This is a genomic window from Chelativorans composti, assembly GCF_039541695.1.
GTDB lineage: Bacteria > Pseudomonadota > Alphaproteobacteria > Rhizobiales > Rhizobiaceae > Chelativorans > Chelativorans composti.
Map to the genome: position 1 here is coordinate 56,319 of NZ_BAABGS010000002.1, position 16,271 is coordinate 72,589.

The window sequence follows — 16,271 nt, forward strand, 5'->3', positions numbered from 1 at the left end:
TCAGCGTATCAGAAAGTCATTGGGCACCCAAGCTGGCACCCAGGGACAGGTCTTTCCCGAAATGTCCGTTTCTGACCGGCTCAGTCCCTCCTGCATTTCTCGGCGCTTCTTCCCTCCGTGATCCTTCGGATATTTCGACCCTCCCGTCATATTCCCGTTCTTTCCTTGCCCATTCCCGTTTCTGCCCCTGCCATGCCTCAGTAGTTGCCCGCCGTCACTGCTTCGGCGTGATGCGGATAAGGCCGGTCTCCAGGGGATCAGCAGGAAGCGGGCTATCTCCGGCAGGCACGCCGCTCACCTCCAGCATGTAAGCCAGGAGGCTTGCGTAATCCTCCTCGCTGAGAAAGCCAGGATTGCTCTTGGGCATGGTCCAGCGCGTGTACGAGTACAGGGCGCCGAGCGACCGCCCATCCCAATTGCGCAGGAACTTCGCGCGTCCGACCGGCGGGCCGGGCAGCATGTCACGATCTTCTGGCACGCCATCCAGACGGCGGCCGTGGCATAGCGCACACGCGCCATCGTAAACGGCTTTACCATGCTTGGCCTGTTCGGCCGTGTACACGCCCTCCCAGATGGTACGCATTTCGCTTGCCGGCTCAAGATCCGCGCGGATAGCGGCGACATCCTCGGCTTTCACCTGCCCATAGGCATTGCCCCAGGAGTTGCGCACGTAGCTGGCGATGGCCGCGATCTCCTCGTCGCTGAGCCAGGGAAACGGCGGCATGATTGCCACGCCCTGATGCACGTTGGCGACGATCAGGCTCAGGTCTTCCACGCTCTCGGATTCGGCCAGCGACGGGAAATCCGGTGACACTGCCCTGCCGTCGTCGCCATGGCAGATCGCGCAGTTTTGCGCATATAGCCTGCTTCCCTGCTCCATCGGACCGGCGCCACCGCCTTCCTGGGCAAGGACCGAAGTCTCGGACGCCGCCACCAATCCGAGCGCCGCGAGCAACATCCTCCAGTTCACCTTCATCCCGTTGTTCCCCCTTCATTGTTCCCGCGTGCTGCGAAGAACCACAGCCTCTCCACAACCCCGCAGCTCATCAGGCCCGCCGGCGCGACAGCGGCGGGCCTGAGCTCACATGTCGGCCCGCTTGCGACCAACCTGGCGGCGCCCCAACAACGAGCCCGCGCATGCACGCCTGCAGGCGGCCGGAACCGCACGCCAGGCAGATCGCTGCGCGCGGCAGGCATTCGCGACACGCACGGCCGTCACGCCCACAACTCGGCATCGGTCAACGCGCGGTCTTCATGCAGCTCGGCGGTCAATGTCATGTCCTCACTGATCTCCCCTTGGCTCTTGAATGCGAAATAGGGACTGCGGGACACGAAGACCGTATACGTTCCCTTCGGCAGGTGCAGCAGGGCTTCCCCGTCCTCGCCGGTCCGTGTGCGGTAGGGATGTGCCACGACCTTCGCACCTGCCACCGGCTCTCCCGTCTTCGCATCCCGCGCCCGAATCCGCAGGGAGACCTCGGGCTGGCGCATGACGTTCAGCACGATCGAGAGCCTGCGCTCTGCGTGGGGAACATCGCTGCCCTCTGGCGGCTCCGCCACGACGGTCCATCGGTGCGAGCCCGCCGTATCGGGCGCCGCCACATCAAGGCATGCGTAATACAGCGACGCGGTGCCCGGCCATGGTTCATCGCCAACCTGCCCGGCGAGAATTTCCGACCCGTCACTATCTAGCAACCGGAAGGTCCAGCCCTGGGCATTGCAGCCGCACGGGCACCTGAGGCCAACCTTCATAGGAAAACTGCGGCCTTGCTCGATCGCCGGAGGCATGTCCCAGATGGTGACGCTAATGGGGTGAGGCGCGATGGTCACGGTGAAGCTCACCTCGTCGCACTCCAGATCCTCGCTTTCCAGCCGGGCCGTCCAGACGTGTTTCCCCGGCCTCTCCGGCGCCATGCACTCGAGCCGCGCCGTGAAGGGTTGCGGATCGAGCCGGTCGGTCAGCGCCGCACGGCCGCGCTCGTTTCCCTGATCGTCCAGGAAGACAACTTCACCCTTTGTGTCCTCGGGCAGTTCGTCCGCCTCAATGCTGGCCGTCAGGATCACTTCCCCGAAAGGTTCAGCCGCGTCGGGACTTACGGTCACGACCAGCCTCGGGCCAGACCGTTCCTCAGGCTCGATCTCGTGAGCCTCGTCTCGCGCTGCCAACAGATCCGGCTCCACATGAGCAATGACTTCAGTTTCCTCCCTCATGCCAACCTCCCAGAACACGAAAGGCCAGCGGAAACCCGCTGGCCCGTCGACACTCATCAGGCCTGCTCCTTCGCCGCATAGGTTCCTGCGATGAACCCCTGGACGTGGCCCTTGCCGAGACCGTGCTTGTTGAAGCCGCCCACGCACTCCCCGCCGGCGTAGAGACCGGGGATCGGCTGCCCCTGCATGTCGATCACCTGCTGGCGGCCGTTGCACCGCAGCCCGCCATAGCTGTCGTGCCAGATGACCATGATCGACAGCGCGTAGAACGGCGGTTTTGCGATCGCGTACATCGGCGCGTCCTTCTCGCGCTCGAACTCGGGATCGGCCCCCTCGGCCACATAGCGGTTCCAGGTTTCGACCGTCTGCGCCAGATAGGAGAGTGGCACGCGCTGGAACGGATGCCCGGCATAGATCTTCGCGGCGAGATCCTCGATCGAATCCGCCTTGAAGAAGTAACCGTTTTCCTCGCTGACGTAGGGGAAGCGCAGCTCCCAGCCCGTCCGCTCCACTGCATCCTGGTCGAAGATCGCCCACAGCGGGCCCGAATAGTAGTTCGGTGCGCGCGATCCTTCGTTTATGGCCAGCGCGGCATCCAGGCCATGATCATAGTTGTAGCTCTTCCGGATCCACTCCGCCGAGCAGTTCCGCCAGTCCAGCGGCTTGTGGTCCAGCCCCTTGCCCGGCGCTGCCCCGTCGCCCGGATAGCGGTTCGCCGCCGGACGCTTCGGCAGACGCACCTCGTTGAAGAAGCGCTTGCCCACCTGGTTGACCGCGATGAACTCCTCGAAACCCGCGTTGCCCACGTTGATCCCGGCGGAACCGCGGAACACGAACGTGGGATGGCCGGGCATCATGTTCGTATAGGCGTCGCGCGTGCCGAGCGTGGTCGAGATGTGGTACGTTGTGGGATACGACAGGTTCTGCTGCATGCCGGCGAGATTCGCGCCGATCTTGAGCGCCGCGATCAGCGCGCTGGCGTCCTGTCCGCCCGGCCCCTGCAGCGCGAAACCCGAGGTCGGGAACGCCGGCTCCCGCATTGCAGGATAGAACATGCTGCGCACCTGCGGGTTTCCCGCATGTCCACCCGAGGCAAGGATGACCGCCTTGCGCGCGCGGATCCTGATGCTCGGCCGCCGCTCGTCGATATTGCCATTCTGCCAGAAGCTCTCGAGCCGCTCGCCTGTCTTGGGGTGCACGCGCGGCCGGTACTCGGCGCGGATGCCGATCACACGCCCCTCGAACGGCTTCTCGCGGATGAGGTCCACGAAGGCGCGATGCAGCATGATATGCACGCCCTTCTCCCGGGCCGAGAACTCCAGCGGCCGCGCCAGCGCGACGCCGTTGCGGACGGCGTTCGGTCCCACGAATTGCGTGGCGTCCTCCATCTGAACCGGCGCAAACGGGCTGGTGCGCTCCGGATCGGCCACGCCCGCGTCTTCCGGCGTGATGGTACCGGCCTTGATGTCCGTCTTGTCGCCCAGCATGAGGAAGCAATACGGCGCGCGCGCCCTGCTCAGGCCACCGCCCCCGTGCGTGCCGCTCACGCGGGTGAAGCGGACATAGTTGTCCATCAGGAACTGACGTGTCGGCGGACAGTTTTCGGCCCAGGCGCGCATCATTTCGCGCTCGTTGTAGCGGTAGGGCGACTGGGCCTTGCCGTCCACGATCGACCAGTCGGTCACGTCGGTGAACAGCAGCTCGATGTTGTCGTCCAGCTCCTCCGGGCTTTCCACCGGTGGCACGGTGATGAAGCCCTCGGGATCGGATTCACCCGCCATGTCGCGCTTCTGGATCGGATCGCCGCCGCCCAGCGACAGATACGATCCCGAATGCAGCATGCGCCCGCCCAGATCGAAATTCTGATCGACGATCAGCACGGAAACGCCTGCGTCGCGGGCGCGAATGGCCGCCGTCAGACCGGCGCAGCCACCTCCGCACACCACGACGTCATACTCGTAGTCCCACTTGATTTCGTCGGTGCTTTCCGCAGCCGCTGCAGCCCCGCCCAATGCCGCTGCGCTCACGCCGGCCGCGGCGCTTGCCTTGAAGAAATCGCGACGGTTCAGCCCGTTGCTCGTTTCGACGGAACCCTTGCTTCCCTTTGTCGTCATTACTCTCCTCCCCGGTAAGGACGCCCATGGTCAAACCCCCGCCCCGTCAATCGTAAACATGTTCAGGACTGCGCCGGCGCACGCCAGCGCATCTCACCTGGCCTTAGGCTCACGCTTGTTTATGGTGGGCATAGCCGCCACTGCACGACGGCAACGCTCGTCAGCTCTCACGCTGCAAGCCGGCGACATGCCGCCGTGTCAGCGCCTGATCATGCTACAGATACGAACTGATCACAGGGCGAAGGCAGTTTCTGCAAACTCACCTGAGGAAGACGCTAAGTCGCACGCGCTGCATTGTCCATCTTAAAATATTTCAGGCTGCCTGAAGAAAAACTTTAGTCGGAACCAATATTGATTAATCTCCATAAGATCTTGAAATACTGCCGGCATTCTGTCCAATATAGGATATGGGGATTTCTTTTCGGCAGCTTGAATACTTTGTAACCGTTGCGGAAGCGGGCAGCATCACCCGTGCCGCAGAGCTGCTGCGCGTTACGCCTACGGCGATAAGTTTACAGATACGGGCGCTGGAAGACCTGGTCGGCGCGCCGCTGTTTTCCCGTCATTCGCGCGGCATCATCCCCACTGCCGAGGGCGAGGGCCTGTTTACCGAGGCCAAGCATATCCTCGCCATGATCGACAAGCTCGAGCGCAGCTTTACGCACCGGGATCGGCAGGCCCGGCAGATCTGCCTGGGGACACCGCCTGCATTTTCCCGCATCATTGGGCTGGAGGCCATCGAGGGAGCCACGGCGCAGCTCGGCATCAACCTTTCCGTCGTCGAAGGCTGGACGCAGGAACTGGAGCAACGCCTGGAACGGCGGAAGCTGGACTGCCTGATCGGCTGGGAGCTCCCCCGCAGCCCCGAGCTGCACGTCACGCCGCTGATCGAGGACGAATTCGTCTTCGTCTGCGCGCCCGAAATGGCCAACGGTGGCGATCGCATTGCCCTGCGCGAGGCGCTGCGCTCACCCCTGCTCTTTTACGGCCGCAACAGCGTCTCGTGGCGCGTCTCGCAGGAGGCAGCCCTTTTCGCGGGCATCGAGCTGCCCCAGGACCGCCACGTGGAATCCATCACCGTCTGGCGCAGCATGCTCTGCCGCGGGCTGGGCACCTCGATCGTGTCCATGGGAGCCATCAAGGACGAGTATCTGCGTGGCGAGGTCGTGGTCCAGAAGATCGCCGACTATGCTGCAACCCGGATGATCGAGGTGGCGGTCCGCATCGAACACCGGTCGGAGCCGTGGGCCATCGCCATTGCCGGCTTCCTCAAAAGCCTGGTCGCGGATGCGCAGTCGCGCTTTCCCGCTCCGCAGGTTCGGGTCGAACAGCTCACCTGAGCTGCCCCTTACGGAACCGCCGCGCTCCGTGCTCTTTCCCGCCTTCGCGTCAGCCTGCCCCTTCTCACATCATCGTGAACTTCCGCGAATGCAGTTCGCGCGCTCAGCCGGCTGTGATCAGGTTTCGGCTGAAACCGCACCTTTCTTCGCCCCCCTCCAGTGAACCTCGCCACATCCGCAAAGAACATGATGCGAAACAATATCGAAACGTGTAAGGAGGCACGGACATCCCGCACTTCGGACAGGCAACACATCATGGCCAGCATCAGCGAAAGCGTCAGCCGACCACAGCAGACCGTTGTCGCGATCATCGCGGCGACCAGCGTCTGCCACATGCTCAACGACACGATGCAGTCCCTGCTGACATCGCTTTACCCCCTGCTCAAGGAGAGCTACGCGCTGGACTTCGTCCAGATCGGGCTGCTGACCTTTGCCTTCCAGGTGACGGCCTCGCTTCTGCAGCCGGTCGTGGGAATGGTGACCGACCGCTGGCCGATGCCTTTCTCCCTGCCGGTGGCGATGCTGTCCACCTTCATCGGTCTCCTCACCCTGGCCTTCGCCCACAGCTATCCGGTGCTGGTGCTGGGCGCCTGTCTGATCGGCATCGGCTCCGCCATCTTCCACCCGGAAGCCTCGCGCGTTGCGCGCGTGGCCTCGGGCGGCCGCCACGGCTTCGCCCAGTCACTGTTCCAGGTGGGCGGCAACACCGGCACCGCCATCGGCCCGCTGCTCGCCGCCCTCATCGTCATTCCGCGCGGGCAGGAAAGCCTCGGCTGGTTCTCGATGATCGCTCTCGTGGGCTTCGGCATCCTCTCCTGGGTCAGCGTCTGGTACAGCCGCCACCGCCGCAACCAGAAGGGCCGTCAAACGATCGACCGCACGCTGCCGCTTCCGCGCAGAAAGGTGCTCGCCACACTGCTGGTTCTCGTGCTGCTGACGGCGACCAAGAACACCTATCTCGCCAGTATCTCGAGCTACTTCACCTTCTACACCATCGACAGGTTCGGCCTCGGCATCCGCGAGGCGCAGGTTCTGCTGTTCCTGTTTCTTGCCGCTTCAGCCGCAGGTGTCTATCTCGGTGGCCCCATTGGCGACCGCTACGGCTCGCGCGTGGTGATCTGGTTCTCGATCCTGGGCGTGATCCCCTTTGCCCTCCTGCTGCCCTACGTGGACCTGTTCTGGACAGCCGTGCTGGTGGTCGTGATCGGCTTCATCTTCTCCTCCGCCTTCTCGGCCATCGTGGTCTTTGCGCAGGAGCTGGTCCCGGGCCGGGTCGGCCTCATCGGCGGACTGTTCTTCGGCTTTGCCTTCGGCTTCGGCGGGCTCGGCGCGGCCGTGCTCGGCTTCTTTGCCGACCGGCAGGGCATCGAGTTCGTCTACAGCGTCTGCTCCTTCCTGCCGCTGCTCGGCCTGCTCACGGTGCTGCTGCCGCGCCTGCCCGGCCACCGCTGACCGTCTCCGCCGCTTCGGCCCGGCGCCGGACCTCCGCATCATTGCCGCCGGCTGCTCCATGAACGCAGCCGGAGGCAGCCTCCACTGACGCGCGCTATTATTATTACTATTGCTCGCGCCACTCCTCATTGTACCAGGCCCGAACGTTTCCCGGGTCACCCAGCACCTTGCCGTCCCTGTCCTTCAGCACACCATTGTCGGCCAGGAACTTCGCCATGCGCTCCAGCCGCGAGTGGTCGATCTTGCCCACCGGCCAGTCGCCGTTTCGCAGATAGTTGCCTTCCACGATCACCTGCAGGGAGCCGCGCACCAGTTCGGGATTGGGAAAGTCGCCCGCGGCGATAAGGATCTCGGCAGCCTCATCCGGATGGTCCGCCGCCCACTCGTAGCCCGCAAGCGTCGCCATCATGAAGGCCTTCACGGTCTCCGGCTGCTCTTCCAGCGTCCGCGCGGTGGTTGCGATATAGCCGTTCTGTTGGTCCGGAACCCCGTAGTCGGCGTAGTTGAACCAAGACTGCCTGCGTCCGAGCAGCTGACTGTTGACGCCTTCCCAGGTGGCGACCTCCAGCGTGAAGTCCACCCGGCCGACGGCGAGCGACTCATAGGCTCCAGTGTTGAGCGTGACCGTCTCCCACACCGGTTCGCCGCCATCGGTGCGGATCATTGTGCCGATCAGCGCCTTCTCCCAGTCGCTGCCGAAGCCCGCATAAACCTTGCCGGAGAGATCCGCCGGCCGCGTGATCGCCTTGTTATCCGAATTGTAGACCAACCGCCCGGTCTCGCGTTGCATCGTCACCCACAGCGCGGTGATCTCCGCATTGGCCGCCCGGGCGGTCAAGAAAGCAAGCGTCGCCACATAGGCGAAGTCGCTCGCCCCCGACGCGAGCAGCGCCGCCGAATTGGTGTCGGAATAGGGCAGGATCTCCACGTCCAGCCCATGTTTTTCGTAGAAGCCGCGCTCCTTAGCCACCACGATGCCGACATGATTGGTGTTCAGCATCCAGTCGAGTGCGACCGTCACCCTCTGCAGCTCCTTCCGCGGCGCGTCCGGCTGCTGTGCACTCGCCGCGAGCGGCATCAGCAGCAGGGCAAAAGATATCAATGTCCGGATCATGTCTTGTCCTCCAACAACAGGGCCTTGAGTTCTTCACGCAGGGGCGCGAGCGCCGTTTCGCTGCGCCGGTGTCTCGGGAATGGGATCGGAATGTCGGCCACGATGCGCCCGGGGCGCCCGGCCATCACGAGCACGCGGTCCGCCATGCGCGTGGCTTCATGCAGGTCGTGTGTAACCATCAGCACGCCGCGCGGGTCGGCTTCCAGCCGGGCGGCGAGCCACTCCTGCATGCGCAGCTTCGTGATGGCGTCGAGCGCGGAGAACGGTTCATCCAGGAGGATGTAACGGCGGTCCTGGACGATGGTGCGCAGGAACGCCGCGCGCTGCCGCATGCCGCCGGAGAGCTGGCGCGGAAAAAGATGCGCGGTGCCGTTAAGCCCGAACGGCTCGAACAGCGGTGCGGCCTTTCTCCAGGCCTCCGCGCGGGGAAGCCCGGCGATCTCCAGCCCGAGGCACACGTTCTCCCGGATCGTCAGCCACGGAAACAGCGCGTCCGTCTGCGGCTGGTAGGCAGCCACCAGACCGCCGCGGGGATCCACCGTCCTGCCCTCGACCAGCAGCCTGCCCCGGGCGTCCATCTCGTCCGGCAGAATCCCGGCGATCCACTTGATGACCGAGGATTTCCCGCATCCCGACGGGCCGATGAGGCAAGCGACGCTCCCCTCCTCCACCTGGAACGACACCGCCTCGACCAGGCTCCTCCCATCCCCGCCCGAAATGCGGATGTCGAGCGGTTCAACCTGCAGCATGGCGCCTCCCCTTCCGCTCGGGGTCCGTGAGCCGTTCGGCAAGCCGCAACAGCCCCAGCAGGGCGAGCGTGAGCGCCGCCGACATCGTGACGGCGGCCAGGATCAGATCCGCGCGGAAATTGTTCTTTGCCTGCAGGATATAGATGCCGATACCCGACCGCGCCCCGGCATATTCGGCGAAGATCGCCGCCACGATGGCATAGGTGGCGGAGATGCGGACGCCCGCGAAGAAGGACGGCCGCGCTGCGGGCAGCGTCACCCGGCGGAATTGCTCCAGCCTGCCCGCCCCCATGGATGCCACGAGGTCCAGAAAGTCCCGCGGCGCCTGCCGGTACCCGGAAAGCAGGCTGAGCAGGATCGGGAAGAAGGTCACCAGCACGACCAGCAGCACCTTGGGCAGAACGCCGAAGCCGAACCACAGGATCACCAGCGGCGCGAGCGCCACCAGCGGGATGGTCTGGCTCGTCACGAACACCGGCACCAGCGCCCGTTCGAGCAGCGGGGCGAAATGCAGCGCGACCGACGTCAGAAAGGCGAAGGCGACCGACACCGCAAAGCCCATGCCCGCGATAGCCGCCGTGGCCGCCGCGTGGCCGCCGATCTCGGCAGCGTTTTCGACCAGGCTCCCGATCACGCCGCTCGGCGCCGGAAGCACCAGCGGCGTAACGCCCGTCGCGCGACAATAAGCTTCCCACAGCACAAGCAACACAAGGATGAGGACAGTAGCAGGAGCGTAACGGTGCATCGGATTCGTTCCGTTCGCGGCGCCCGGCAGTGGCTGGTTCAGGTTTGCCGCCCCGGTTTGCCCGGGCGCTGAAACGGTTCAAGCGTCTTGAACCGCGGTCTGCGGGCACGAGGGGCAATTCAGGCTCTGCGCGACCTGCTCCTGAGCGCACCCGGCCATGCGGAACTGCCGTGAAGATACCTGGGATTCAGCGCGCCGGCACAGTTGCACGGACGCGCGGCGTCCGCGGCTCGGCTTCGCACAACTGCAATATGGATGTGTGAGAAATAATCTGGCTCTTGTCTGCCATCGTGTACCTCGCTCCGCCGGCATTATCCGGATCAGCTTCTGAGGGTTCGCGCATGTCGCGCATCTCAGCCCCGTCAGGGGCACCCCTGTATGTGCAGCGGCACCATTGCCGCTGATGGCCGTTCTGTCAACCCGCCCGCCTGACCGGGGACGGGAGACTGGAACTCACCTCCGCCCGGTCGTCATGTTGAAGCCATGGCAACTACAGTCCCAGGTCGCATTGGTGGCCCGGCCGAGCGGAAGGCACGGGATGGTTCGTTCCGGCTCCGATCCACGATCCACGCTCCTCTCGTGCATTTCGGCACGGTTCCCCGCTGCGCTTCGACGCCAGGCCGGCCAGGCCCAAAGTGAACCGGGTCCAGGGCTAGTCGGAGCTTGTAGCTTTCATCAGCACCAGACCGCTGACGATAAGAGCGGCCGCAAGCCAGCGCAGCGGCGAGGACGACTCCCCGAGCGCGAGGATGCCGAACAGAAAAGCGCCGACGGCGCCGATGCCCGTCCAGATCGTATAGGCCGTTCCGAGCGGAATGGACCGCATCGCCAGCGCCAGCAGCCATACACTGCCGATCATGGCCACGATTGTGACCGCGCTGGGTACCAGCAGCGTAAACCCCTCCGACTTCTTCATTGTAAAGGCCCAGACAATCTCCAGGAGCCCTGCCCCGAACAATACGAACCACGCCATGATCGCTATACCTTTTGTTTATTATGTTATATGTTACTCTTGATGATGTTCATACTTCCGCGCCGGGACCCCCTTCCGGTTGCAGGATTTTTGTTTGCCTGCGAAAAAAGTTTTCTCAAAATACACCTAAAACTGGTAACAGCATTCCACTACTGACCACTTTTGAAAAAATCCATAACTGCAAATTTGTCGCACTTAAAACATTATCCATTGACCCCATCTATTTCACATCGTAATGATTGCCCTGGGAGTTGGGGCAACTCTATTTTTGGAGGGCCGCCGGGCGGGCGGCTTCGATTCATTGGCTTGTAGGCCCCGAAATTCCGCGCAGTCCCGATCGAGCGCATATGCGGCGTTGCCGGATATTGCGGTGGCAGCAGGGGCATATGCGTCCGCGCATCCGCCTGAATCCGTGACGAGCAATCTGTCAGCGTCCCCGGCGCTTCCTGCGGGGCGACATTCAGTTGTGTTCGCCCCGGCCACACCCGGCTCCACTGATTTCCCACCGTAATCTTTAATCTTTTCTGTTTGCCGCCGTGAAAAGCGCCCATCACGGCAAGACCATCGCCGGGGAAGAAGTTTCATCCACCACATCGTCAAGTCTGTCTGCAGTCCAAGGCTGCCTCACCTTGTATTCCCGGCCCTTTCGGCCGGGTGTGGTCTATTTCGTCTCCACACCACCAACCCAGTAAAGCTTATCTAGAGAAAAATGGCGGTCACAATCATCAACAAGGCTAATGGCGCCGTGAGAACGGCCCCCTTGGACCACATCGCACTGAATGCACCGAGTATCGTGAAGTTGAACTACCACCCGCGGGATATTGCGTCCTTTGAGCGGGATGGCCTGGATCTCATTATCCGCCTTCACAACGGCCAGGTGATCCGGATCCGGAACTTCTTTGTGGTCGAGGATGGTGTGGAGAGCCAGCTCGTCCTTGAAGACGACGATGGGGCGCTCTGGTTGGGCGAGCACGGCTGGGGGCTGAGCGACTTCCAGTTTTACGAAATTGCGAGCATCGACCAGCTGATCAATAGCGAGGGCATTTCGCCCGCTCTGCTGGGCCTGATCGCCCTGGGTGGTGGCGGTCTGGCGGCTGGGGTCGCCGGCGCAGGCGGCGGCGGAAGCAAGGATCCTACGGTACCGCCGCACAACGACGATGACGACAGCGACAGCGACGCCGACGCGGATGCCGACAGCGACAGCGATGCCGACGCGGATGCCGACAGCGACAGCGATGCCGACTCTGACGCTGACAGCGACAGCGATGCCGACGCGGATGCCGACAGCGACAGCGATGCCGACTCTGACGCTGACAGCGACAGCGATGCCGACTCTGACGCTGACAGCGACAGCGATGCCGACTCTGACGCTGACAGCGACAGCGATGCCGACTCCGACGCGGACAGCGACAGCGATGCTGACTCCGACGCTGACAGCGACAGTGACGCAGACTCGGATGCCGACAGCGATAGCGATGCCGACTCCGACGCGGACAGCGACAGCGACGCTGACTCCGACGCTGACAGCGACAGTGACGCAGACTCGGATGCCGACAGCGACAGCGATGCCGACTCCGACGCGGACAGCGACAGCGATGCTGACTCCGACGCCGATAGCGACAGCGATGCCGACGCGGATGCCGACAGCGACAGCGACGCCGACTCGGACGCTGACAGCGACAGCGACGCTGACTCCGACGCCGATAGCGACGCCGACGCGGATGCCGACAGCGACAGCGACGCCGACTCGGACGCTGACAGCGACAGCGACGCCGACTCGGACGCTGACAGCGACAGCGACGCTGACTCCGACGCCGACAGCGACAGCGATGCCGACGCGGATGCCGACAGCGACAGCGACGCTGACTCCGACGCCGATAGCGACAGCGATGCCGACTCTGACGCTGACAGCGACAGCGATGCCGACGCGGATGCCGACAGCGACAGCGACGCCGACGCGGACGCTGACAGCGACAGCGACGCCGACTCGGACGCTGACAGCGACAGCGACGCTGACTCCGACGCCGACAGCGACAGCGATGCCGACGCGGATGCCGACAGCGACAGCGATGCCGACGCGGATGCCGACAGCGACAGCGACGCCGACTCGGATGCCGACAGCGACAGCGACGCCGACTCAGATGCTGATAGCGACAGTGACGCCGACTCTGACGCTGACAGCGACAGCGATGCCGACTCTGACGCTGACAGCGACAGCGATGCCGACTCTGACGCTGACAGCGACAGCGATGCCGACTCCGACGCGGACAGCGACAGCGATGCCGACTCTGACGCTGACAGCGACAGCGATGCCGACTCCGACGCGGACAGCGACAGCGATGCTGACTCCGACGCTGACAGCGACAGTGACGCAGACTCGGACGCTGACAGCGACAGCGACGCTGACTCCGACGCCGACAGCGACAGCGATGCCGACGCGGATGCCGACAGCGACAGCGACGCTGACTCCGACGCCGATAGCGACAGCGATGCCGACTCTGACGCTGACAGCGACAGCGATGCCGACGCGGATGCCGACAGCGACAGCGATGCCGACGCGGATGCCGATAGCGACAGCGATGCCGACGCGGATGCCGACAGCGACAGCGACGCCGACTCGGACGCTGACAGCGACAGCGACGCTGACTCCGACGCCGATAGCGACAGCGATGCCGACTCGGATGCCGATAGCGACAGCGACGCGGACTCGGACGCTGACAGCGATAGCGACGCGGACTCGGATGCCGATAGCGACAGCGATGCGGACTCGGATGCCGATGAAGACATCGTGGTTGTCGACAACGACGAGACGATCAGGCTGGATGTGACGCCGACAGTCTCCGACAAGCCGCTGATGTCTGAGACGGGCTTTGCGGTCGCTTCAGTCGGCCTGGGTGATGTGCTGAACCTGAACCTCATCAACCTGACGGACGCGATCCAGGTGACGGTTGACCCGAACACGGTCCGTCAGATCGGCTTTGTCGGACAGGCCGGCGGCATATCCGTGCTCTCCGACTTCTCGTTGAAGATCTACAAGTTTGACGAGACCGATCAGACCTGGAAGGCCTATCACGAGGAAAAGGACTGGCTTAACGTTTACCTGCTCGGCGGCGTGTCGGATCAGCTGGACCTGACGCTCGATGAGGGACAGTACGCGTTCTTCCTCATCGACGACTCTGGTCTCAGCCTGCTCACCGGCTACACGCTCAAGACCGTCAGTGATGTCCTCTACGACTACAACAATCCGGTGGACGTCGTCGGCGGACACTCGGGCAATGTCATCACGGACATCGACTCTCGGCACGGTGCGGATGATGTTCCGGTGGATACGGTCGTGGTCGATGTCGATGGGGTCGAGATTGCCGAAGGTGCGCCGACGGTGATTGAAGGACAGTACGGCACGCTCACCATCCAGCGCGATGGCTCGTACTCCTACACGCTGAAGCCTGGCTTCTCCGGCAACTACGGTGCGGTCGAGGAGTTCACCTATACGGTCCGTACGCCGTCCGGCACGGAAAAGAGCGCCACGCTCCGGCTGACGCTCACGCTTGGCGACAACGACATCGAGGTGCCTGCCGACGCCACGCTGTTGCTGGACGTCACGCCGACACCCACCCCACCAACGGAGGCCCAGAAGATCCCGGATGTGACCAGTTTCACGGTCCTGGAACTCGGTGTGTTGAACCCGATCCTTGACGCGGGCGCCCTGGCTTTCGAGAAGGCCATGTCCTTCACGGTGGACGAGGATACCATCCGCGAGCTGACGTTCTATGCGCGCATGGGCGGTGTGACGCTCGCAGCCAACTATGACCTGGTCATCTACAAGAAGGATGAGGCGACCAATAAATACGTTCAGTATCACGTACAGGATGATTGGCTGAAGGTCGCGCTGATCGGTGGAGAAACGAACGATCTTACCCTTCGTTTCGGCGAGGGTGAGTACAAGGTGATGCTGGCCGGCACGCAGGGTCTCGGCCTGCTTTCCGGCTCCACACTGAAGGTGACGCAGGACGTCATCTACGACTACAGCAAACCCGCGGGGATCAGCGGCACTGTGTCCGGCGACATCACCACGGGCGATACTGCCGGCCACACCGTGAAAAGCGTCAACGGCACCACCATTCCTGCGGACGGCTCGCGGGTGATAACGGGTAAGTATGGCACCCTGACCATCCATAAGGATGGAACCTACACCTACCAGCTGGACGTCAAGTCGGATCCGGACTGGACTCCGCCCTATGGCAAGGTCGAAACGTTCTCCTACGTGATCGTCTCGCCGACCGGCGACACTTCGGTATCGACGCTGAACATCCGGATCGATCTCGTTGGGGCGTCACAACTGTCGCAAGACATCGACGTGCCTATGAAGAATGTGGTGCAAGAGGGCGTCACTCTCGTTAACAAGGAAAGTTGGACCCACAGCAGCGTTGTCGACAACAGCTCCAAGACCAAGTCGTTCACCCTTTCGGAGGGGACGGATACGGCAGTTCACGTGCTCATCAACGCCAGCAGCACCATCGGCAAGACAACGATCACGTACGAGCTGTGGAACAGGACGACCGGCACCAGAATTGCCTGGGGCACCACCGACGCCAGCGACCCGGCAAAGGTGGACGAGGTGTTCGACCATCTGCAGCCCGGCAACTACGAGCTGATCATGTCGGTGTCCCGACCCACGGGTTCGGTGATCAGTTGGAACGCCGAGGTAAAGGGCGACGTCACCTACGTCGACCAGTACGTGCCGGATGGAACATCTTTGGTATCGGGCTCGTTCGGCGTTGACGCTCTGATCAGCTCCAACGCGCTGTCCTACATCACGGTGAAGGGCAAGTCGGTCTTCACCCAGGGCAACATCGGAGCGGATTCAATCACGGTCGAGGGCAAATACGGCACGCTGACGGTGAACAAGAACGGCACCTACTCCTACGTGGCCAACGGCAAGGGCGAGGGTGACGACGTCTTCGACTACACGCTGACGTCCGTGACCGGCACGAAGTCTTCGGCGCAGCTGGTGATCCACGTCGATCAGCAGTTCCCGAACGAGACGATGAGCACGATGTCCTCCGCCATGGACGGCTTCGGCCCGGACGATGGCGCAGCCCTCCTCGCCTTCACCGACGACGACCGGGAGAATGCCGCCGCGGTCGGGGATAACGATGATGCCGACACAATCGGCCTCCTCGGCCTGGAGCAGCTGGAGAACGCCGAAGTCGACGGGGAGCCTGTCTCCGGTACCGGAACCGCCGACTTCGACTACGCCCTCCCCGAGGAAAATCCGGAGGATCTGGAGATCCAGCTGGATGGACTGACGGCTGGCGAGGAAGAAGGGGACGCGTCCGGTGCGGCCGGGTCGCAAGAGCCGGCGCCCGAAGAGACGGAGGCCCCGGCCGACATCGCGGTCACCGATCCCTTCGGCCACATCGCGACAGTCGACGACGATCTGGACGACCCGCTCCAGGATCATCAGCCGATCTGATCCGCGGGTAGAGTTGGGAACGCCGGGCCCTCGGGTCCGGCGTTCCACATTTCGTAAAAAATATGCTAACGATTATGCTATTTACGGTCCGTGCAGG

Annotated in this window: 10 protein-coding genes and 1 riboswitch; of the genes, 3 read left to right on the forward strand and 7 right to left on the reverse strand. The window is 63.4% G+C overall.

What is annotated here, in order from left to right:
• Positions 1 to 214 precede the first annotated feature (214 nt).
• The 3 genes from ABD906_RS00250 to ABD906_RS00260 all read right to left on the reverse strand — a co-directional run bounded on the left by ABD906_RS00250 (position 215) and on the right by ABD906_RS00260 (position 4,325).
• Entirely contained in the window at positions 215 to 976 is a 762-nt protein-coding gene (locus ABD906_RS00250; RefSeq protein ID WP_345097569.1) for a c-type cytochrome, read from the reverse strand.
• Positions 977 to 1,215: 239 nt separating this feature from the next.
• The gene (locus tag ABD906_RS00255) at positions 1,216 to 2,268 is read right to left on the reverse strand and encodes an MSCRAMM family protein (protein WP_345097570.1); all 1,053 of its coding nucleotides are present in this window, start codon (positions 2,266 to 2,268) and stop codon (positions 1,216 to 1,218) included.
• Entirely contained in the window at positions 2,268 to 4,325 is a 2,058-nt protein-coding gene (locus tag ABD906_RS00260; RefSeq protein WP_345097571.1) for an FAD-dependent oxidoreductase, read from the reverse strand. The genes ABD906_RS00255 and ABD906_RS00260 overlap by 1 nt, the downstream gene beginning before the upstream one ends.
• 407 nt (positions 4,326 to 4,732) lie before the next feature.
• Between ABD906_RS00260 and ABD906_RS00265 the strand changes: the two genes are divergently transcribed.
• Both ABD906_RS00265 and ABD906_RS00270 read left to right on the forward strand, forming a co-directional pair.
• Positions 4,733 to 5,665 carry a LysR family transcriptional regulator gene (locus ABD906_RS00265; protein WP_345097572.1) on the forward strand — a complete coding sequence of 311 codons (933 nt, stop codon included), beginning with the start codon at positions 4,733 to 4,735 and terminating at the stop codon, positions 5,663 to 5,665.
• Between the two features lie 255 nt (positions 5,666 to 5,920).
• Entirely contained in the window at positions 5,921 to 7,117 is a 1,197-nt protein-coding gene (locus tag ABD906_RS00270) for an MFS transporter (RefSeq protein ID WP_345097573.1), read from the forward strand.
• A 106-nt stretch (positions 7,118 to 7,223) separates the two neighbouring features.
• Here the strand turns inward: ABD906_RS00270 and ABD906_RS00275 are convergent, their stop codons facing one another.
• From ABD906_RS00275 to ABD906_RS00290, 4 genes are all read right to left on the reverse strand, one after another.
• Positions 7,224 to 8,231 (reverse strand): ABC transporter substrate-binding protein, encoded by a 1,008-nt coding sequence (locus ABD906_RS00275; RefSeq protein WP_345097574.1) that lies wholly within the window; start codon positions 8,229 to 8,231, stop codon positions 7,224 to 7,226.
• Complete coding sequence (locus ABD906_RS00280; protein WP_345097575.1) at positions 8,228 to 8,980, reverse strand: ABC transporter ATP-binding protein; 753 nt, start codon at positions 8,978 to 8,980, stop codon at positions 8,228 to 8,230. The genes ABD906_RS00275 and ABD906_RS00280 overlap by 4 nt, the downstream gene beginning before the upstream one ends.
• Entirely contained in the window at positions 8,967 to 9,725 is a 759-nt protein-coding gene (locus ABD906_RS00285) for an ABC transporter permease (protein WP_345097576.1), read from the reverse strand. The genes ABD906_RS00280 and ABD906_RS00285 overlap by 14 nt, the downstream gene beginning before the upstream one ends.
• A 279-nt stretch (positions 9,726 to 10,004) precedes the next feature.
• A riboswitch (TPP riboswitch) is annotated at positions 10,005 to 10,111 on the reverse strand.
• A gap of 266 nt (positions 10,112 to 10,377) precedes the next feature.
• Entirely contained in the window at positions 10,378 to 10,698 is a 321-nt protein-coding gene (locus tag ABD906_RS00290) for a DMT family transporter (RefSeq protein WP_345097578.1), read from the reverse strand.
• Positions 10,699 to 11,407: 709 nt separating this feature from the next.
• Between ABD906_RS00290 and ABD906_RS00295 the strand changes: the two genes are divergently transcribed.
• A complete protein-coding gene (locus ABD906_RS00295; protein ID WP_345097579.1) occupies positions 11,408 to 16,174 on the forward strand; it encodes a BapA/Bap/LapF family large adhesin in 4,767 nt (1,588 codons plus the stop codon).
• The last annotated feature ends 97 nt before the right edge of the window (positions 16,175 to 16,271 follow it).